Below are 18,303 nucleotides of genomic sequence, written 5' to 3'. Positions count from 1 at the left end.
CTGTGCCCATCCCCCGAACCTCACCCACCCCGCCCACCCCCGCCTCCCGAGGCGACCCCCGCCCTCCCCTCCCGCCGCCCGCCGCCTACGCCGCCGGGAAGTTTCGCGAATCGTGAAACGGGCGGGGCGGGACGGGCGACGGTGTCACATTTCGGGGCGCCGGGACGTCTTGTGCAGTGGGGAGAATGTGTGCCTGACGGGGAGGGTGGGACGACCGTGGAGCTGGCGACGGAGTTCGGGGCGGAGTTCGAGGCGGAGCGCGGGCGCCTGATGGCGGTGGCGTACCGGATGCTGGGCAGCCGCAGCGAGGCGGAGGACGCCGTCCAGGAGACCTGGCTGCGGTACGCGGGGGCGCTCGCCGACCCGGCCGCCCGCGCCGAGGTCCGGCACCTCGGCGGCTGGCTCACCACCACCTGCGCCCGGATCTGCCTGGACGTGCTCCGCTCCGCCCGGGTACGCCGGGAGACGTACCCCGGGCAGTGGCTGCCGGAGCCGCTGGTGGCGCTGCCCGGCGCCACCCCTGCCACCGACGGGTTCGCCCCCGACCCCGCCGACCGGGCGGTCCGCCGCGACCAGGTCGGCACCGCGTTGCTGGTGGTGCTGGAACGGCTCACCCCGGAGCAGCGGGTCGCCTTCGTCCTGCACGACGTCTTCGCGGTGCCGTTCGCCCGGATCGCCGAGGCGCTGGAGACCACCCCGGAGGCGGCCCGGCAGCTCGCCTCCCGGGCCCGCCGGGCGGTGCAGGCCCCGGAGGCGCTCCGGCACACCGCCGACCCCGCCGAGCAGCAGCGGGTGGTGGCCGCCTTTGTCGCCGCCACCGAGTCGGGCGACCTGGCCGCCCTGATGCGGGTGCTGGCTCCGGACGTGGTGCTGCTCGGCGACAGCGGCGGGCACTTCCCGGCGGCCCGGCGGCCGGTCACCGGGGCCGACCCGGTGGCCCGTTTCACCCTCGGCCTGTTCCGCCGGGCCGACCGGTCCGGCCAGCCGTTCCGGGCCCGGCCGGTGCTGGTGAACGGCGCGCTCGGCCTGCAGTTCGAGGGCATGTACACCGACGGTCGGATACTGCGGCTGGTCACCGCATTCGCGGTACACGAGGGGCGGATCAGCGGCATCTTCAACCAGCTCAACCCGGACAAGCTGCGCGACCTGCCGGAGTTCGACAGCACCGACGGCTGAGCACCGCGCCGGTGGGGCCGGGTAGCCCAGAGCCGGCTCAGACCACCAGGGCGAGCCACTTCCGGTACGACGTGGCGAACGGCTCGGTGCCGTCGCCGAGCGCGCCGAAGAGCCACCCGGCCGCCCGCTCGGCCTCGACGACCACGTCGTCCGGGTAGCCGAAGCGCTCCCGGTGCTCGGCGAACTCGTCCTCGTCGCGCAGCTCGACCAGGCCGGTGGCCCGCCGGCGCACCACGTCCAGGTCGAGGTCGACCAGGTGCACCGTGTCGTCGCCCTCCCAGCGGGCCGGGGTGGCGATGTCGCAGTAGACCTCGCTGGTCCGCGGGGGCGGGTTGAACATCCCCGTCCACCAGCCGTGGTGCGGCACCAGCAGGACGAACGGGATCTGCTCGACCGACGGCCGGCCGTGGTAGACCGACTCGGTGCCGGCCGGCACGCCCAGCCAGACCCCGAGGTCGTCCTCGGCGAGCCGGCGGGCCGGGTAGTCGCGGTGGGCGCTGCCGTCGTACTTGCGGTAGATCACACGGACCACATCGCTCGGCATGAGTCGCACCCTAACCGATTCCGCCCACGCGTCGCCGCACGGTCGCAACCGGTCACGATCGGGTATTCCGCGCGGGGCGGCGGCGCGCCCGCTGTCGGCCGCGGCGGGTACCGTCGCACGGTGACTCCGCCCCGCACCGCCACCGGTTCCGCCACCCCGTCGGCCCGCTCCGGCCGGCGTCGGGGCGGTCGGCCCAGCGGCAGCGAGCTGCTCACCGCGGCGGTCGGCGCGGTGCCCGGCGGGGCCGCCCGCCCAGGTCAGCAGCAGATGGCCGAGGCGATCGAACGCAGCGTCGCCACCCGCGAGCACCTGCTGGTCCAGGCCGGCACCGGCACCGGCAAGTCGCTGGCGTACCTCGCCCCGGCGCTGACCGTGGACGGGCCGGTGGTGGTCTCCACCGCCACCCTGGCCCTGCAGTCCCAGCTGATCGACCACGACCTGCCCCGGCTCGCCGACGCGGTGGAGCCGCTGCTCGGTCGCCGACCCACCTTCGCCGTGCTCAAGGGCCGGCACCACTACCTCTGCCTGGCCCGGCTGGACAACTCCACCGAGGAGGAGCCGGAGGACACCCTCTTCGACGCCCCGGCCGCCCGCCCCGCCGGCGGGACGAAGTGGCTCGGCGAGGCCGGCCGGCTCGGCAAGCAGGTCCAGCGGCTGCGCGACTGGGCGGAGGAGACCGCCACCGGCGACCGCGACGAGCTGGACCCGGGCGTCGACGACCAGGCCTGGCGGCTGGTCTCCATGCCGGCCCGGGAGTGCGTCGGCGCCACCCGCTGCCCGTTCGGCCAGGAGTGCTTCGCCGAGGCGTCCCGGGCCCGGGCCCGGGAGGCCGACATCGTGGTCACCAACCACAGCCTGCTCGCGGTGGACATGCTTGCCGGCCGGCACATCGTGCCGCCGCACAAGCTGCTGATCGTCGACGAGGCGCACGAGCTGGCCGACCGGGTCTCCTCCGCCGCCCAGGCCGAGCTGGTCCCGGAGCTGATCGACCGGTCCGCCCGGCGGGCCCGGCCGTTGCTGCGGCCGGACGTCGCCGAGCGGCTCACCGAGGCCGGCGACGCGCTCGCCGTGGGGCTGGCCGAGGCGCCCGCCGGGCGGCTCACCGGCGGGCTTCCGGCCGCGCTGCGCGAGGCGTGCACCCTGCTGGACGCCGCCACCCGGGCCGCGCTCGAGGCGATCGGCGACATCAAGTCCGACGACCCGGACCCGGTGCGCAAGCAGCAGGCGAAGGCGGCGCTGGACGAGCTCTCCACCACCGCCCAGCGGCTGCTGGAGGAGGGCGACCACGACGTGGCCTGGGTGGAGAAGCCGGAGAACGGCAGCCGTCGGGCGCTGGTGGTGGCGCCCCTCTCGGTCGCCGGCACCCTCGCCACCCACCTGTACGACGAGCGCACCGTGGTGGCCACCTCGGCGACCCTGGCGCTGGGCGGGCGGTTCGACACGGTGGCCCGGGCGCTGGGGCTGGACGCGCCCGCGCCCGCACCGCCGTCCCCGGCCGCCGCCGCGATGGCCACCGCCTCGGCCGGCCGGTCGACCGGCGCGGTGCCGGGTGGTGGCACGCCGACCGCCGGCGCGGTGGCCACCACTGCGGGCAGCCGGGCCGCCACCGGGGTGGTTCCCGCCACCGAGGGGCCGGGCTGGCGCTCGCTGGACGTCGGCTCCCCGTTCGACTACGCCCGGCAGGGCATCCTCTACGTCGCCGCGCACCTGCCCCGCCCCAGCGTGTCGGGGCTGCCCGAGGCGGCCGGCGAGGAGCTGCTGGGGTTGGTCGGCGCGCTCGGTGGTCGTACTCTCGGGCTCTTCTCCTCGCGACGGGCCGCGCAGCAGGCCGCGGAGCTGCTCCGGGCGCGGACCGACCTGCCGGTGCTGCTCCAGGGCGAGGAGGCGCTGCCGCTGCTGGTCCGCCGGTTCCGCGAGGAGCGGTCCAGCTGCCTGTTCGGCGTGATGTCGCTCTGGCAGGGGGTGGACGTGCCGGGCGACGCGTGCCAGCTCGTGGTGATCGACCGGCTGCCCTTCCCGCGCCCCGACGAGCCGCTCGCGGCGGCCCGGGCGGCGGCGGTGGACGCCGGGGGCGGCTCCGGTTTCGCGGCGGTGAGCGTGCCGATCGCGGCGGTCCGGCTGGCCCAGGGGGTGGGCCGGCTGATCCGGGCCACCGGCGACCGCGGCGTGGTGGCGGTGCTCGACTCCCGGCTGGAGACGGCCCGCGGCTACGGCCCGTTCCTGCGTCGCTCGCTCCCCCCGTTCTGGTACACCACCCGCCCCGAGGTGGCCCGCGGCGCGCTCGAACGCCTCGCCAAGGCCTGAACGCGCGAGATCCGCGCGCCCCTGAATGGCCCGCGCGGATCTCGACGAGGTGGAACGGGTCAGGGCGCCTGGGAGGCGACGACCACGGCGTCCGGCGGGGTGTCCGGGACCGTCCGGGCGGCCAGCCGACGAACGGCGGTGTTGAGCACCGCGATCAGCGGGACGGCGACCAGGGCGCCGGTGATGCCGGCGAGCACCACCCCGGCGGCGATCCCGATGATCACCGCGAGCGGGTGGATGGCCACCGCGCGGCCCATGATCAGCGGCTGGAGCAGGTGCCCCTCCACCTGCTGCACCCCGATCACCACGCCCAGGATGATCAGCGCGGTCACCGGGCCGCTGTCGACCAGCGCCACCAGCACCGCCACGACACCGGAGAGCGCGGCGCCGACGATCGGGATGAACGCGCCCAGGAAGACCAGCGCGGCCAGCGGGAACGCGAACGGGACGTCGAAGATGACCAGGAAGATGCCGATGCCCACCGCGTCGATGAACGCCACCAGGACGGTGGCCCGGACGTAGGCGCCGAGCGTCGCCCAGGAGGCCCGGCCGGCGTCGTCGACCTTCCAGCGGGCCGCCACCGGCAGCAGCCGGACCAGGAAGCGCCAGATCCTGTTGCCGTCGCGGAGGAAGAAGAAGGTGGCGAAGAGCACCAGGATGGTGCCGGTGAGCACCTCGGCCAGGGTGGTCGCGGTGGAGAGCGCCCCGCTGGTGAACGTCTTGGTATTGTTGTCGACCCAGCCCTGCGCCTCCTCGATGTAGCGGTTGAGCTGGCTGTCGGACAGGTGCAGCGGGCCGGTCTTGAGCCAGTCCTGGATCTGCCGGACGCCCTCCGACGACTTCTTGCTCAGCTCGGGCACGCCCTGGATGAACTCGTTCACCACCAGGGTCAGCGTGCCGACCACCGCGGCGAGCCCGCCGACCAGCACCACCGCGGTCGCCAACGACCTGGGAAACCGCGCCCTGAGCAGCCAGCCCACCGCCGGCGCCAGCAGCGCCGACAGCAGTAGCGCCACCGCCAGCGGGATGATCACGATGCTGATGGTGCCGACGATCCTCAGCAGCGCCCAGGTCACCACGCCGATGACGATCAGCCGCCAGGACCACGCGGCGGCGATCCGCAGCGCGTGCGGGACGTCGGCGTCGTCCCGGCTGGAGGTGGAGGTGTGCATGGCCGCCGGGGGCGGCGCGCCGACCACGGTCGCCGACGGGGGCGCCGGCGGCCCGGGTACGGCCGGCGAGGCGATACCGGCTTCCTCGGGAACGTCGGCGTGGTCGGCGCGACCCGCGCGCACCGACTCCCGTCCGGACTCGTACGCGTGGCGGAGCCGACCGCGTACCCGCTCGAAGCGGCTCAAGCGCACCTCCTCAGGAACGAACCAGGCCGCCCACGACGACGGTCCGGACAGGGTATGTCCGACAGCCGTCACCGTAGGGCAGTTCCGCCACACTGTGCCCCGCGCCGACTCCCCTCAACCACCAGGCGAACGGGCACACCGCACGCGGTAGCGTCTCTGCGTGACCGCCGACCAGAACCTCGACTCCGGCCTGCCGATCCGCATGCTGCACGACCGCGTCCTGGTGCGGGTGGAGGGCAACGAGGGCGAGCGCCGCTCCACCGCCGGCATCGTGATCCCGGCCACCGCCGCCGTCGGCAAGCGGTTGGCGTGGGCGACCGCCGTCGGAGTGGGGCCGCACGTCCGGGCGATCGTGGCCGGCGACCGGGTGCTCTTCGACCCCGACGACCGCTCCGAGGTCGAGCTGCACGGCCGGGGGTACGTCCTGCTCCGCGAGCGGGACGTGCACGCCGTCGCCGCCGAGCGGGTGGAGACCGACACCACCGGCAACACCGGCCTCTACCTTTAGCCTGCCGGTTCCCGACCCGCCCGGCGGCGCCGTTTGTGGCGCTTCCCGGCGGGAAGCCAGGCACGTCCAGCGCCCTGGGGAGGGACGATGCCGGTTTTCGTGAAGAAGCTGCTGCTCTGGGGCTTCGTCGCCTTCCTGATCTACTTCATGGCGTTCCGCCCGGACGGCGCGGCGCAGATGTTCAAGGGGATCGGGGCGGCCCTGATGGCGATGGCCCAGGGGCTCGGCGACTTCATGACCAGCCTGATGAGCTGAGCCCGCCACCCCGGGCGGGGCGGCGGGCTCAGTCGTCGGTCAGGCGGGGCCGGACGGCCAGGGCGGGGCCGGGTTCGGGGCGTACCAGCCGGGCGGACCGTAGCCGGGGTGCGCGGGGGCGGGCGGGGCGAGCACCACCGGGACCGGCACCACCGGGGAGTCGGGCGCCTCGACGGCCCGTTGCGACCCGTCCGGGAAGCGCAGGTGGTAGCGCTGGCCGTCCCAGACCCCGACCGGCGCCTGCGGATCCCGCCCGGCGAAGAACGTCCGGTACGCCGCGATCGCCTCCAGCAGCTCCCGCTCCTCCCGGAGGGTCCGCTCCCGATCGGCCGGCTTGCGGTCCAGCCCCCGGCGCATCCCGTCGCGCAGCAGCGCCAGCCGGGTGGCCGCGAACTGGTAGCCGCGCATCGCCCGCAGCCCGGGGTCGCCGCCCACCCGCCGGGCCCAGGTGCGGGCCGCGTGCCGACGCCCCAAACTGCCCAGCGTGGCGACCTCCGGCGGGGTGAGCCAACCGGCCCGGACGTAGTCCGGCAAGGTGCGCTCGGTGAGCCGCCCCTCCCAGGCGCGCAGCCAGACCGCGAAGCCGACCATGCCGAAGAAGATCGGCACCATCAGGCCGACGATCCCGTACATGAAGATCACCAGCTCGCCGGTGGCCTGGACCAGCGTGGGCAGCAGGTTCCAGGTGCCGTGCAGCATCATCGCCAGCAGCAGGCCGGCGGCCGGGGCGAGGATGCGGACCCGCCGGTCGGCCGTCCGGGCGGCGATGCCCAGCCCCACGCCGGTCATCGAGGTGAACAGCGGGTGGGCGAAGCCGAAGAACAGGATCCGGGTGATGAAGATGGCGAAGACCTGCCGGACGCCGGTGGCCGGGCCCCACTGGTCGGCGCCCGAGGCGTAGCCGTAGCCGCCCAGGTAGAGGATGTTCTCCACCATGGCGAACCCGACCGCCGAGAGCCCGCAGTAGACCAGGCCGTCGGTGATGCCGGACCACTCCCGGCGGCGGAAGACCAGCAGGAGGATCGGGCCGAGCGCCTTGGTCAGCTCCTCGATGAACGGGGCCACCAGCACGCCGGTCAGCGCGGAGGGGAGCCCCCAGTCCTTGAACAGCGCGGCGGCGGTCTCGTTGACCCGCAGCGACGCCGCGGTGGAGACGAAGGCACCCCAGAGGAAGCAGAAGATCAGGTACTTCAGTGGCTCCGGCTCGTACCGGTCCAGCCAGAGGAAGCAGGCGACCAGGACCGGCACCGGCAGGACGGCGGCGGCGACACCGATCAGCAGCGCGTCCAGGCCGAGGTTGGAGCCGAGCGTGTAGAGCATGTAGACCGCGCAGGCGGCGATCAGCAGCACCACCCCGACCAGCACGAGAATTCGCGGCCAGCCCCGTCGGCGCAGCGGCATCCGGGGTGCGGCGACGCCCGACGGGGGGACGGCGGGCGCGGTCGGCGGCGGCGGGGGCCCGCCGGGCGGGGTGTCGGCCATGCGGTCAGCGTAGTCATCCGCGACCCACTGGGCCGGGCCCTCGGCGGGTGGTTATGCTGCGGGGAGGTCACGAGTGCCAGCGTCAAGCCCCGGCTTGCTGGCCGGCAACCCTCGTTGTTCGCGGTGGGGTGCCCCGGGTGATGACCGGGCCCGGCCCGATCCTCGTGCTGGGCAAGCGCGGACCCCGTCCCGGTGTGCCCACACCCGGGGTCCCTGGACCCCGGAGGTGCCCGATGACCATCACCCTCGTCCCGCCCGCGCCCGCGCCGGCCGTCGCGGACCCGCTCGCCGTGCTCGGCGTACCCGGGCAGGTCAACCTGGACCACGCCGCCAGCGCACCCTGCGCGCGGGCCGCCGCCGACGCGGTGGCCGAGCTGCTGCCCTGGTACGCCAGCGTGCACCGCGGCGCCGGGGCGCTGTCGCGGCGCTGCACGCTCGCCTACGAGCGGGCCCGGCAGACCGTCGGTGACTTCCTCGGCGCTCGCGCCAACGATCACGTGATCTTCACCCGGAACACCACCGACGCGCTCAACCTGCTGGCCCGGGCGCTGCCCGCCGGCACCACCGTGGTCACCTTCGCCGGAGAGCACCACGCCAACCTGCTGCCCTGGCCGCGCGGCTCGGTCCGGCTGCCGGTGCCGCAGAGCCCCGGCGCGGCAGTCCGGGCGTTGGACGCCGCCCTGGCCGAGCTGCGCCGGGGGGCCGGTTCGGCGCTGCCCGTGCTGGTGGCGGTCACCGGGGCGAGCAACGTGACCGGGGAACGCTGGCCGCTGGCCGAGCTGGCCCGGACGGCCCGTCGGCACGGCGCTCGGATCGTGGTCGACGCCGCCCAGCTCGCCCCGCACGCCCCGGTGGACGTGGCCGCGCTGGACGTCGACTACCTCGCCCTCTCCGGGCACAAGCTGTACGCACCGTTCGGCGCCGGGGTGCTGCTCGGCCGGGCGGACTGGCTGGACGCCGCCCCGCCGTACCTGGCCGGTGGGGGCGCGACCAGCCACGTCGGCGCCGCCACCCACGAGGTGCGCTGGACCACCGGCCCGGCCCGCCACGAGGGCGGTACGCCCAACCTGCTCGGCGCGGTGGCCCTGGCCGCGGTCTGCGCCGCGCTGGCCGGCGCGGACCGGGCCGCGCTGCACGCCCACGAGCAGCGGCTGCTGGCCCGGCTCCGCAACGGGCTGGCCGCCCTGCCCGACGCGGTGGAGCTGCGCACCTTCGGCCCGGACGCGCCCCGGGTCGGCATCGTGTCGTTCGTGCTGGCCGGCCGGGACTCCGCCGAGGTCGCCGCCGCGCTGGCCCGGGACGGCGTCGGGGTCCGCGACGGGCTGTTCTGTGCCCACCCGCTGGCCCGGCGGCTGCTGGCCGAGGCGGCGGCCCGCAGCGGGCGGAACGACCTGCCACCGACCGCGCTGCGGGCGAGCGTCGGGCTGGGCAGCACCGAGGAGCACGTGGACCGGCTGCTGGCCGGCCTCGCCGCGCTGCGCTGAGCCGATGGTCCCGTCGTGCCGTCCCCGGGCGGCGCGGCCACGGATCAGCCCACCGGTGGGGCGGTGGGCGGCTTCGGGGCGGCGGCCTGCTCGGCCTGGCCGCTCGGGGCCGGCTCCTGGTTGCCGAAGGACTGGCGGACCAGCCGGTTCGCCTCCTCCTGCTCGATGCCGGAGGCCACCATCAGGTCGCTGGCGGTGGTCCTCACCTGGGCGATCACCACGCTGCCGGAGAAGCCGACCCCCTGCCCGTACGCCCGGCCGGCCTCGCTGACCGCGCGCAGCGAGCGCTCCCGCGCCTTCTCCGGCTCCTCGCCGACGGCGAACTCGTGCCGCAGCAGCCGGACCGCCTCCGCCAGGTGGGCCACCGCGTCGGGCATCGGCTCGGGGATCGGCTCCTCGTCCTCGATCATGGTGACCGAGCGCCGGATCAGGGTGCCACTGTTGCGCATCGCCCGGTCGATCGGCTCGGCCGCCTCCGCGTAGTGGGTGAGCTCGCTGCGCCGGTGCCAGCGGGCCGGGGAAAGGGTGGCGGTCTCCTTCGCACCCTCGATCGCCTCGCTGAAGGTGGCCAGCTCCTCCTTGTTCTCGCGGAGCCGTTCCAGCGCCTGTTGGGCGCTGCGGCGGTCCCGGTTGCGCAGCGCCTCGGCGGTCACGTCGAGCTGGACGGCGAGCAGGTCCAGCGCCGGCCGGGCCGCCCGGTTGATCACCCGCAGCGGGTTGAGCGGGAGCAGGATCGCCGTCACCAGCAGCGCGATCCCGCCGCCGATGAAGGCGTCGACGAAGCGGGGCAGTTCGAGGTTCTGGGTTGACGGGCTGAGCGTGACGATCAGCACCGCGGTGGCCGCCGCCTGGATCACGATGGCCACGCTGGCGCCGAAGAAGATGGTCAGCAGGATCGCCGCCGTCACCACCAGGCCGAGCTGCCAACCGCCGGTGCCGAGCAGATAGATCAGCCCGTCGCCGAGGGCCACCCCGACCGCCACCCCGATGATCAGCTCGACCGTCCGGCGCAGCCGCTGGCCGACCGAGGCGGCCAGGGTGCCGACCGCGGAGATCGGCGCGAAGACCGGCTGCGGATTGTGCAGGAACTCGTGCGACACGATCCAGGACAGCGCGGCGGCCAACCCGGCCTGCACGGCCAGCCCCAGCGCCGTCCGGACCCGGTGCAGCCGGTCGTGCAGGGTGGCCGTGCTCTTGTGCCGCAACTCCTCCATCGCCTCGGCGATCCGGGCGGAGTCGACGTCACCCGCGCCGTCGCGCAGGACGACACGCCGCATCAACGACGGTCGTCGGTCCCGGGCCACGGCCATGGCGGGGACTACCCGGACCGGCGGGGGTGAATCCTCGGGACTCGGGCAGACTCGACGGGGTGACGGAGTTGATCGACCGCTGGCGGGCCGCGGCGCGGAAGGTCGGGGCGACCGACGGGACGGCGCTGACGGCCGCCGGCGCGGAGCTGCTGGCCCGGTGGCGGGAGCCGCACCGGCGTTACCACACCGTCGACCACCTGACCGCCGTGCTGGACGTGGTCGACGCGTACGCCGGGCTGGCCCCGCGGCCGGAGCTGGTCCGGCTGGCGGCCTGGTGCCACGACGCGGTCTACGACCCGAGGGCCGCCGGGGACGCCAACGAGCGGGACAGCGCCGAACTGGCCGGTGCGCTGCTGACCCGGCTCGGGACGCCGGCCGCCGCGGTGGCCGAGGTCCGCCGGCTGGTGCTGCTCACCGCCGGGCACGCGGTCGCCGCCGGCGACCCCGACGGCGCGCTGCTCTGCGACGCCGACCTCGCCGTCCTGGCCGCGCCGCCACCGGAGTACGACGCGTACGGCACCGCCATCCGCCAGGAGTACGCCCACGTGGCCGAGCCGGACTTCCGGGGCGGCCGGGCCCGGGTGCTGGCGTCCCTGCTGGCCCTGCCCGCGCTCTACCGGCTGCCCCCGCTGGCCCGGGAGTGGGAACCCCGCGCCCGCGCCAACCTCACCCGCGAACTGGCCGCCCTGCGCTGAGGTGCTTGGGCCGGCGCAGACCCGAGTCGCGCAGCAGGCGGACGATCTCCCGGCTGGGCACGACCCGGGCGCCGAGCCAGACCGCCGACGGGAACCGTTCGGCCGGGATGTCGTAGTGGTCCCGGTCGAAGGCGCGGCGGGGGGCACCGAGCGCCTCGGCGAAGGCGTGCAGCTCGGCGTGGGAGACGTCGCTGATCAGATGGGACCAGAGCCGCCCCCGCCACGGCCAGGCGGGCCGGTCCACGTACAGCATGGCGGCCAATCTAGCCGCCGGTTAGCCTCTCCCGCATGGCCGGAACCCCCCTCCTCGACGACCTGCGGGCCGCGCTCGGCGACGACGCCGTCCTCACCGACCCGGACCTGCTCCGCGTGCACCAGCGCGACGAGGCCGACCTCTGCGCGGCCGGCGTCCCGCTGGTGGTGGTCCGTCCGCGCGACACCGAGGGGGTGGTCGCCGTGGTCCGGGCGGCGGCCCGGCACGGCGTACCCGTGGTGCCGCAGGGCGCGCGGACCGGGCTGGCCGGTGCGGCCAACGCGGTCGACGGCGCGGTCGTGCTGAGCACCGTGGCGATGGACGAGATCCGGGAGATCGACCCGGTGAGCCGGATCGCGGTGGTGCAGCCCGGCGTGGTCAACGCGACGCTGGCCGGAGCGGTCCGCAGGCACGGCCTGTACTACCCGCCGGACCCGGGCTCCTGGGAGTCGTCCACCATCGGCGGCAACGTCTCCACCAACGCCGGCGGCATGTGCTGCGTCAAGTACGGGGTGACCACCGAGTACGTGCTCGGCCTGGAGGTGGTGCTCGCCTCCGGCGAGGTGCTGCGCACCGGCCGGCGCACCGCCAAGGGCGTCGCCGGTTACGACCTGACCCGGCTCTTCGTGGGCTCCGAGGGCACCCTCGGGGTGATCACCGAGGTGACCGTGTCGCTGCGCCCTGCCCCGGAGGAGTCCCTCACCATGGTGGCGGTCTTCGGCTCCACCGCCGAGGCCGGCGCGGCGGTGGCCGACATCGCGGCGAAGGGGCTCACCCCCAGCCTGCTGGAGCTGCTGGACCGCACCCACCTGCGGGCGATCGAGGCGTACCGGCCGATGGGGCTGCGTACCGACGCGCAGGCGTTGCTGCTGGCCGCCGCCGACACCGGCGCCCGGGCGGCGGACGACCTGGCCCGGATCGCCGAGGTGTGCGACGCGGCCGGCGCCGAGGAGGTGTACGCGGCCACCGACGCGGTCGAGGCGGCGGCACTGCTCCAGGCCCGCCGGCTGGCTCATCCGGCGATGGAGAAGTTCGCCGCCGAGGCCTTCCCCGGCGGCAACGGCGGCCTGGTCATCGACGACGTGGCGGTGCCGCGCGGGTCGCTGGCCGCGCTGCTGGACGGGGTGGCCCGGATCGCCGAGGAGTGCGACGTGCCGATCGGCGTGGTCGGGCACGCCGGGGACGGCAACATGCACCCCAACATCGTGGTCGACCGGGCCGACCCGGCGAGCCTCGAGCGGGGCCGGCGGGCATTCGACGAGATCATGCGGCTGGGCCTCGACCTCGGCGGCACCTGCACCGGAGAGCACGGGGTCGGGCTGCTCAAGCGGGACTGGCTGGCCCGCGAGATCGGGCCGGTCGGGATCCGGGTACACCAGTCGATCAAGGCGGCGCTGGACCCGGCGGGACTGTTCAACCCGGGCAAGGTGTTCTGAGCCGGGCCGGGTGCCCGGGGGCGGTCAGGCCGCCGGCTCGGCCGGGGTGGCCTGGGTGAGCAGCAGCAGGATCTCGTTGGCCACCGGCGGTCGCTCCTCGCCCGGGCAGTCCTGCGAGGTGATCAGGCCGGCCGAGGTGAGCAGGCTGGACGTGAGGGCGTCGATGCAGCTCACCCGGTACTGGCGGGCCTGGTCGGTCTCCTTGGCCAGCCGCGGGTCGGCGAGCAGCCCCTGGAGGCGGGCGACCTGCTCGTCGTCCAGCGCGCCGGTTGACGTCACGCCGTCACCCGCGCAGTCGTCGCACTCCCACCGGCCGTCGGGCTCCACGTTGAGCGACCGGAGTGGTCCGTCCTGGCCGAGCTTCTGCACCAGACTGACCCGACCCGCGCTCGTACCGGCCGAACCGCCCGCGGTCCCGGTCGCGCCCCCGCCGGGACGCTCCGCTGTGGATCCGGCGTCGTCGGAGCCGAACACCGCGCAACCGGTGACTGTGGAAATCAGGACGGCGACGACGGTGAGGGCCAACGTGCGTGACCACTTAGTGGGAACCACGCGCCGCAACCTACCCCACCGTAGGTAGCGCTCGGAACCAGCCGACTGGACCACCAGGGGTGGGCGGAACCGCACTAGGGGTCGGTCAGCGGGACGAGGTGGGCAGTTCAACGCTGTCGTCGTCGACGCCCCGGTCGGCGGCGAAGCCACGGACATCCGGCGCGCCGAGCCGGGCCGCGTCGGCGGTGGCGTCGTCGGGCATCAGCTGCGACTCACGTTCCGCCTCCACCCGCGCCCGGTAGTGGGCGACCTCCCGCTCCCGGGTGGCCGCGTCCCAGCCGAGCACCGCGCCCATCAGCTCCGCGGTGTGCCCGGCCGATTCCAGGCCGCGGTGGGTGGTCTCGAAGGAGATCCGGGTACGCCGGGTCAGCACGTCCTCCAGGTGCAGCGCCCCCTCGGCGCGGGCCGCGTACGTCACCTCGGCGGCGAGGTACTCCGGGGCGCCGGCCAGCGGGGAGGCGAGCAGCGGATCGGCGTCGATCAGCGCCAGCAGTTCCACGGTGAGCGTGCCGTACCGCTCCAGCAGGTGTTCGACCACCCCGACCGGCACCCCGTGCCGGCGGGCCAGGTCGGCCCGGTCCCGCCACATCGCGGCGTACCCGTCGGCACCGAGCAGCGGCAGGTCGGCGGTGCGCGAGGGGCGGGCGCCGCCGAGCCGGCGGGCCGCCTGGTCCACCACGTCCGAGGCCATCACCCGGTACGTCGTGTACTTGCCGCCGGCGACCAGCAGCAGCCCGAGCATCGGCTCGAAGACCGCGTGCTCCCGGGAGAGCTTGGAGGTGGAGTCGGCCTCGCCGGCCAGCAGCGGGCGCAGCCCGGCGTAGACGCCCTCGATGTCGGCGGTGGAGAGCGGCCGGTCGAGCACCGCGTTGACCTGGTCCAGCAGGTACTGGATGTCCCGCGCGGAGGCGGACGGGTGGGACCGGTCCAGCCGCCAGTCGGTGTCGGTGGTGCCGATGATCCAGTGCCCGCCCCACGGGATGACGAAGAGCACGCTGGTGGCGGTACGCAGGATCAGCCCGGTCTCGCCGGTGATCGCCGAGCGGGGCACGACCAGGTGCACGCCCTTGGAGGCCCGGACCCGGATGCCGGGGCGCAGCCCGACGTCGTTGAGCATCCGCGACATGTCGTCGCTCCACACGCCGGTGGCGGCGATGACGGTGCGGGCGCTCACCTCGAACTCCGCGTCCGGCGAGCCGGGGCGCGCCTCCAGGTCGCGGACCCGGACCCCGGTGACCTCGCGGGCCTGCCGGATCAGGCCGACGGCCCGGGCGCTGGTCACCACGGTCGCGCCGAGGCTGGCCGCGGTGCGGGCCAGGGTCGTCACCAGCCGGGCGTCGTCCACCTGGCCGTCGTAGTAGCGGATCGCGCCGGCCAGGCCCTCGGCCTTGAGGCTGGGGAAGGTCCGGCGGGCGCCCTCGCGGGTCAGGTGCCGGTGCAGCGGCATGCCCCGGCCGCCGCCGAAGAGCCCGGCGAAGGCGTCGTAGGCGGCCACCCCGGCGCCGTAGTAGGAGCGGCGGAACAGCCGGGCCGGCAGGTCGCGCAGCCCGTCGTTGGTGGGGAGCGGAACCAGGAACGGGACCGGCCGGACGAGGTGCGGGGCGAGCCGGGTGGCGAGCAGGCCACGCTCGGTGAGCGCCTCGTGGACGAGGTGGAACTCCAACTGCTCCAGGTAGCGCAGGCCGCCGTGGATCAGCTTGCTGGACCGGCTGGACGTACCGGCGGCGAAGTCGCGAGCCTCGACCAGGGCCACCTTGAGCCCGCGGGAGGCGGCGTCCAGCGCGGCCCCCGCCCCGGTCACTCCACCGCCGATGACCAGGACGTCGAACCGCTCGGCGCGCAGCCGGCGCAGGTCGGCGGCCCGACGCTCCGGGGAGAGCTGGCCGGCGGCGGATCGGGATACGTTGGGGTCACGCACCCGTCCACGGTAACTGTCCGGGGCGTCGCACAGCAGGCCCTGGCCGGGTCAGACTCGGCACACCTCCGGCCGGTCACCCCGAGTAAGCGGGCCGAACCTCGGACATCGGCCACTCTCAGTGACCTTTCCGGGGGTCCGAGGACCCCCGGCAGCAGCATCATCACCGCCCTCGAACGCGGTTGAGCAGTTCGTCCTCCGCCTTCCCCGCCGACACCCCCGTCGCTCCTCCGCTCCCTTTGCTCTGCTGCCCCCTACGCAACAGCTACCGGCAGTGAGTGTTGCCGGGAGGGCAGCAGAGCAAAGCCGAGGGGAGGGTCGGGCGGATTCAGCGCAGATGACTACCCGGCGTGAGCCTGGTGGCCGGCCACCCGGCTCGGGAGTTCGGCGGATGAATCGACCGGCTGGCGCGCGGGCCCGGCCAGCGCACCGGGCCCACAACAGCGTCGTAGGGTTTCCGGATGCGGGCCTACCCACCCCCTCCGTCGAATCACCCCCTCCCGCCCGGAGCCGCCCGTCCTCCAGGCCCGTGGCCGGTGGTGGCAGCGTCTTTCCTCGGCGTCTGGACCGTGCCGGTCACCGCCCTGCTCCAGGCCACCGGGTGGGTGGTCGAACAGGTGCAGACCGAGAGCGGACTCGACCGGTGGGTGTGGCTCTGGCCGGTGCTGGCGCTGACCACCACCGCGTTGGTCGGCCTGCCCGCCCTCCTGGTTGCCCTGCTGCCCCGGTCGGCCGCCGTCCGGGCCACCGGCCGTGGCTGGCTCGCCGGCGTGCTCGCGCTCGGCGTGCTCACCTGCCTGCGGGCACTTCCGGCAGCCCACCACGAGCTCTATCTGGCCGCGCTGGCCGGAACCGCCGTCCTGCTCGCCATGGCCGCGGCCCGCGTCCTCCCGCGAACCGACGCCGAGTCCACGATCGCCGCCGGGTCCACGATCGCCGCTGCGGGCCGGAAGACGGGGCCGAAGAAGTGGAGTTGGACACCGACGACGTTGCTGGCGGTGGCCGCGGGCCTGACGCTGCTGGTCCCCTGGGCCTGGCTCGGGGCGCTGGGCGGTCTGCTGGAGACCGCGCTCGCCGCGCTCGCGGCCGCCGCCGTCGGGTTGCTGGCCGGTGTACTGCTGAACGACCGGTTCTGGTCCTGCTTCGCGGGCGACGAGCCGGAGAGGGCTGCCGGACCAGGGGTGGCCGCCGGACCGCCGCAGCCGTCCCCGGTGGCGGGACGGGGACGGCCGGCTCACCCGGCCCGGCTGACGCTGGTCGGCGGCCTGGTCGGCGGGGTCGTCCTGCTGCTGCTCGCCGCCGGCACCGGGCAGTCCGGCGCGCAGTTGCCCGCGCTGTTCGTCCTGCCGCCGGTCGGGTTCGCGCTCGGCGCGCTCCAGGTGGCGGCCCGACGCGGCGGCACACCGGCCGGGGCCGCTCCGGTTCGTTGGCTGGTCGGGCTGGCGCTCTTCGGGCCGCTGGCCTTCGCCGATCCCGAGGAGATCTCCGTCGTCCTGATCGCCGACCGGGACGTGCCGTACTGGGTGGCGGTCACCGCCGGCGTCGGGCTCGCCGTCGCGGTCCTGCTCGCCATCGGGTACGGCGTCCTGCTGGCCCGCCGGCGCGGGCGCACCCCGAGCCGCCGGGTCGCCGCGCTGGCCGCGGGCGTCCTGCTCGTCGCGGTCGGGGTGGTCGACCTCGGTCCCGGCCAGCCCGGCCTGCACGGCGAGCGGCTGCTGGTGGTGCTCCGCGAGCAGGCGGACCTCGCCGGCATCCCCGCCGGGACCCCGGGCCGGGCCGGACGCGACGCCCGGGCCGCCGAGGTCTACCGCCGGCTGGTGGCGACCGCCGGGCGCACCCAGGGCGGGCTGCGCCGAGACCTGTCCCGGCTCGGCCTGCACCCCACGCCGTACTACCTGGTCAACGCGATCGAGACCGACGGCGGTCCGGCGGTGCGGGCCTGGCTGGCCGGGCGTCCCGAGGTGGCCCGGGTGCTGCTCAGCCAGCGGGTCCGGCCGCTGCCGGAGGCCGCGCCCACCACCCGCGGTGACCTGCCGGCGCCCGGCGGACCGACCTGGAACGTCCGGATGATCGGCGCGGACCGGGTCTGGTCCGAACTCGGGGTCACCGGCTCGGGCGTGGTCGTGGGCAGTTCGGATTCCGGGGTGGACGGTGCGCATCCGGCGCTCGCCGCCGGCTTCCGGGGCGGCGACGACTCCTGGTACGACCCGTGGGACGGCACCCGCGGCCCGACCGACCAGGGTGGACACGGCACCCACACGACGGGCAGCGCGGTCGGCCGGGGCGGGATCGGGGTGGCCCCCGGCGCCCGCTGGGTGGGCTGCGTCAACCTGGACCGGAACCTGGGCAGTCCGGGGCACTATCTCGACTGCCTCCAGTTCATGCTGGCCCCCTTCCCCGCCGGCGGCGACCCGTTCACCGACGGTCGCCCCGAGCGGGCGCCGGACGTGCTGACCAACTCGTGGGGCTGCCCGCCGCTGGAGGGCTGCGACGCCGGTGCGCTGCGCCCGGCCACCGCCGCGCTGGATGCCGCCGGCATCCTGGTGGTCGCGGCGGCCGGCAACACCGGGCCGTACTGCGGGTCGATCGTCGACCCGCCGGCACCGTACGCCGACGTGCTGACCGTCGGGGCCGTGGACCAGCGTCGGCAGGTCACGGACTTCTCCAGCCGGGGGCCGGCGCCGGGCGGCGCGGGGAAACCGGACCTGGTCGCCCCGGGCGCGGACGTGCTCTCCGCGATGCCGGGCGGCGGGTACGCCACGCTGGACGGCACCTCGATGGCCACCCCCCAGGTGGCGGGCGTGGTGGCGCTGATGTGGTCGGCCAATCCCGCGCTGGTGGGCGACCTGGACCGGACCCGGCGGATCCTGCGGGAGACGGCGACCCCGGTGCAGCCGACCTACCGGTCGCGGAACCCGGTCGACACCTGTGGCGGGAACGCGGCGATCACCGGGGCGGGACTGGTGGACGCGTACGCGGCGGTACGGGCGGCCCGGGGCTGACCGGGTCTTGCGCCGACCGGTGGTGGTTG

14 protein-coding genes, 2 pseudogenes and 1 riboswitch are annotated in these 18,303 nt (G+C 75.4%); of the genes and pseudogenes, 9 read left to right on the top strand and 7 right to left on the bottom strand.

The window, feature by feature from the left end; genetic code table 11:
• The first annotated feature begins 189 nt into the window (after positions 1 to 189).
• Entirely contained in the window at positions 190 to 1,176 is a 987-nt protein-coding gene (gene sigJ, locus AC5RWQ_RS29460; RefSeq protein ID WP_494285861.1) for an RNA polymerase sigma factor SigJ, read from the top strand.
• 37 nt (positions 1,177 to 1,213) lie between these two features.
• Here sigJ and AC5RWQ_RS29455 read toward each other — a convergent pair whose 3' ends face one another.
• Complete coding sequence (locus tag AC5RWQ_RS29455) at positions 1,214 to 1,720, bottom strand: DUF402 domain-containing protein (protein WP_334486878.1); 507 nt, start codon at positions 1,718 to 1,720, stop codon at positions 1,214 to 1,216.
• Positions 1,721 to 1,840: 120 nt separating this feature from the next.
• Here AC5RWQ_RS29455 and AC5RWQ_RS29450 point away from each other — a divergent pair.
• Both AC5RWQ_RS29450 and AC5RWQ_RS29445 read left to right on the top strand, forming a co-directional pair.
• A pseudogene (locus AC5RWQ_RS29450) lies at positions 1,841 to 3,202 on the top strand (ATP-dependent DNA helicase); the annotation flags it as partial.
• Between the two features lie 135 nt (positions 3,203 to 3,337).
• A pseudogene (locus AC5RWQ_RS29445) lies at positions 3,338 to 4,024 on the top strand (ATP-dependent DNA helicase); the annotation flags it as partial.
• Between the two features lie 59 nt (positions 4,025 to 4,083).
• Here AC5RWQ_RS29445 and AC5RWQ_RS29440 read toward each other — a convergent pair.
• Positions 4,084 to 5,382, bottom strand: a complete 1,299-nt coding sequence (locus AC5RWQ_RS29440; RefSeq protein WP_494285860.1) for an AI-2E family transporter — start codon at positions 5,380 to 5,382, stop codon at positions 4,084 to 4,086.
• Between the two features lie 160 nt (positions 5,383 to 5,542).
• Between AC5RWQ_RS29440 and AC5RWQ_RS29435 the strand changes: the two genes are divergently transcribed.
• Both AC5RWQ_RS29435 and AC5RWQ_RS29430 read left to right on the top strand, forming a co-directional pair.
• Positions 5,543 to 5,890 (top strand): GroES family chaperonin, encoded by a 348-nt coding sequence (locus AC5RWQ_RS29435; protein ID WP_334486874.1) that lies wholly within the window; start codon positions 5,543 to 5,545, stop codon positions 5,888 to 5,890.
• A gap of 87 nt (positions 5,891 to 5,977) precedes the next feature.
• Positions 5,978 to 6,145, top strand: coding sequence for a hypothetical protein (locus AC5RWQ_RS29430; protein ID WP_334486871.1), 168 nt, complete (start codon positions 5,978 to 5,980; stop codon positions 6,143 to 6,145).
• Positions 6,146 to 6,184: 39 nt separating this feature from the next.
• Here AC5RWQ_RS29430 and AC5RWQ_RS29425 read toward each other — a convergent pair whose 3' ends face one another.
• Positions 6,185 to 7,627, bottom strand: coding sequence for a PrsW family intramembrane metalloprotease (locus tag AC5RWQ_RS29425; protein ID WP_494285859.1), 1,443 nt, complete (start codon positions 7,625 to 7,627; stop codon positions 6,185 to 6,187).
• A 65-nt stretch (positions 7,628 to 7,692) separates the two neighbouring features.
• Positions 7,693 to 7,811, top strand: a riboswitch (SAM riboswitch).
• Positions 7,812 to 7,860: 49 nt separating this feature from the next.
• Here AC5RWQ_RS29425 and AC5RWQ_RS29420 point away from each other — a divergent pair.
• Positions 7,861 to 9,111 (top strand): aminotransferase class V-fold PLP-dependent enzyme, encoded by a 1,251-nt coding sequence (locus AC5RWQ_RS29420; RefSeq protein ID WP_494285858.1) that lies wholly within the window; start codon positions 7,861 to 7,863, stop codon positions 9,109 to 9,111.
• A gap of 44 nt (positions 9,112 to 9,155) precedes the next feature.
• Here the strand turns inward: AC5RWQ_RS29420 and AC5RWQ_RS29415 are convergent, their stop codons facing one another.
• Positions 9,156 to 10,388 carry an FUSC family protein gene (locus tag AC5RWQ_RS29415; RefSeq protein ID WP_494285857.1) on the bottom strand — a complete coding sequence of 411 codons (1,233 nt, stop codon included), beginning with the start codon at positions 10,386 to 10,388 and terminating at the stop codon, positions 9,156 to 9,158.
• A 92-nt stretch (positions 10,389 to 10,480) separates the two neighbouring features.
• Here AC5RWQ_RS29415 and AC5RWQ_RS29410 point away from each other — a divergent pair, with 92 nt between their 5' ends.
• Positions 10,481 to 11,116, top strand: coding sequence for an HD domain-containing protein (locus tag AC5RWQ_RS29410; protein ID WP_494285856.1), 636 nt, complete (start codon positions 10,481 to 10,483; stop codon positions 11,114 to 11,116).
• Here the strand turns inward: AC5RWQ_RS29410 and AC5RWQ_RS29405 are convergent.
• On the bottom strand, positions 11,088 to 11,369 hold the full coding sequence (locus AC5RWQ_RS29405; RefSeq protein WP_494285855.1) for a DUF4031 domain-containing protein: 282 nt from the start codon (positions 11,367 to 11,369) through the stop codon (positions 11,088 to 11,090). The genes AC5RWQ_RS29410 and AC5RWQ_RS29405 overlap by 29 nt on opposite strands.
• Positions 11,370 to 11,404: 35 nt before the next feature.
• Between AC5RWQ_RS29405 and AC5RWQ_RS29400 the strand changes: the two genes are divergently transcribed.
• Positions 11,405 to 12,805, top strand: coding sequence for an FAD-binding oxidoreductase (locus AC5RWQ_RS29400; protein WP_494285854.1), 1,401 nt, complete (start codon positions 11,405 to 11,407; stop codon positions 12,803 to 12,805).
• 24 nt (positions 12,806 to 12,829) lie between these two features.
• Here the strand turns inward: AC5RWQ_RS29400 and AC5RWQ_RS29395 are convergent, their stop codons facing one another.
• On the bottom strand, positions 12,830 to 13,174 hold the full coding sequence (locus AC5RWQ_RS29395) for a hypothetical protein (RefSeq protein WP_334486853.1): 345 nt from the start codon (positions 13,172 to 13,174) through the stop codon (positions 12,830 to 12,832).
• A 268-nt stretch (positions 13,175 to 13,442) separates the two neighbouring features.
• Positions 13,443 to 15,275: a glycerol-3-phosphate dehydrogenase/oxidase gene (locus AC5RWQ_RS29390; RefSeq protein WP_494285853.1), complete on the bottom strand. Its 1,833-nt coding sequence runs from the start codon at positions 15,273 to 15,275 to the stop codon at positions 13,443 to 13,445.
• 458 nt (positions 15,276 to 15,733) lie between these two features.
• Between AC5RWQ_RS29390 and AC5RWQ_RS29385 the strand changes: the two genes are divergently transcribed.
• The gene (locus AC5RWQ_RS29385; protein WP_494285852.1) at positions 15,734 to 18,274 is read left to right on the top strand and encodes a S8 family serine peptidase; all 2,541 of its coding nucleotides are present in this window, start codon (positions 15,734 to 15,736) and stop codon (positions 18,272 to 18,274) included.
• Positions 18,275 to 18,303 lie beyond the last annotated feature (29 nt).

This window comes from Micromonospora sp. BS32 (assembly GCF_059089345.1).
This window is presented reverse-complemented; position numbering and strand designations above follow the sequence as displayed.

Coding starts and splice junctions, on each gene's coding strand:
- AC5RWQ_RS29430 (WP_334486871.1), top strand. CDS start 5,978: ATGCCGGTTTTCGTGAAGAAGCTGCTGCTCTGGGGCTTCGTCGCCTTC.
- AC5RWQ_RS29385 (WP_494285852.1), top strand. CDS start 15,734: ATGCGGGCCTACCCACCCCCTCCGTCGAATCACCCCCTCCCGCCCGGA.
- AC5RWQ_RS29405 (WP_494285855.1), bottom strand. CDS start 11,369: ATGCTGTACGTGGACCGGCCCGCCTGGCCGTGGCGGGGGCGGCTCTGG.
- AC5RWQ_RS29415 (WP_494285857.1), bottom strand. CDS start 10,388: ATGCGGCGTGTCGTCCTGCGCGACGGCGCGGGTGACGTCGACTCCGCC.
- AC5RWQ_RS29400 (WP_494285854.1), top strand. CDS start 11,405: ATGGCCGGAACCCCCCTCCTCGACGACCTGCGGGCCGCGCTCGGCGAC.
- AC5RWQ_RS29420 (WP_494285858.1), top strand. CDS start 7,861: ATGACCATCACCCTCGTCCCGCCCGCGCCCGCGCCGGCCGTCGCGGAC.
- AC5RWQ_RS29455 (WP_334486878.1), bottom strand. CDS start 1,720: ATGCCGAGCGATGTGGTCCGTGTGATCTACCGCAAGTACGACGGCAGC.
- AC5RWQ_RS29425 (WP_494285859.1), bottom strand. CDS start 7,627: ATGGCCGACACCCCGCCCGGCGGGCCCCCGCCGCCGCCGACCGCGCCC.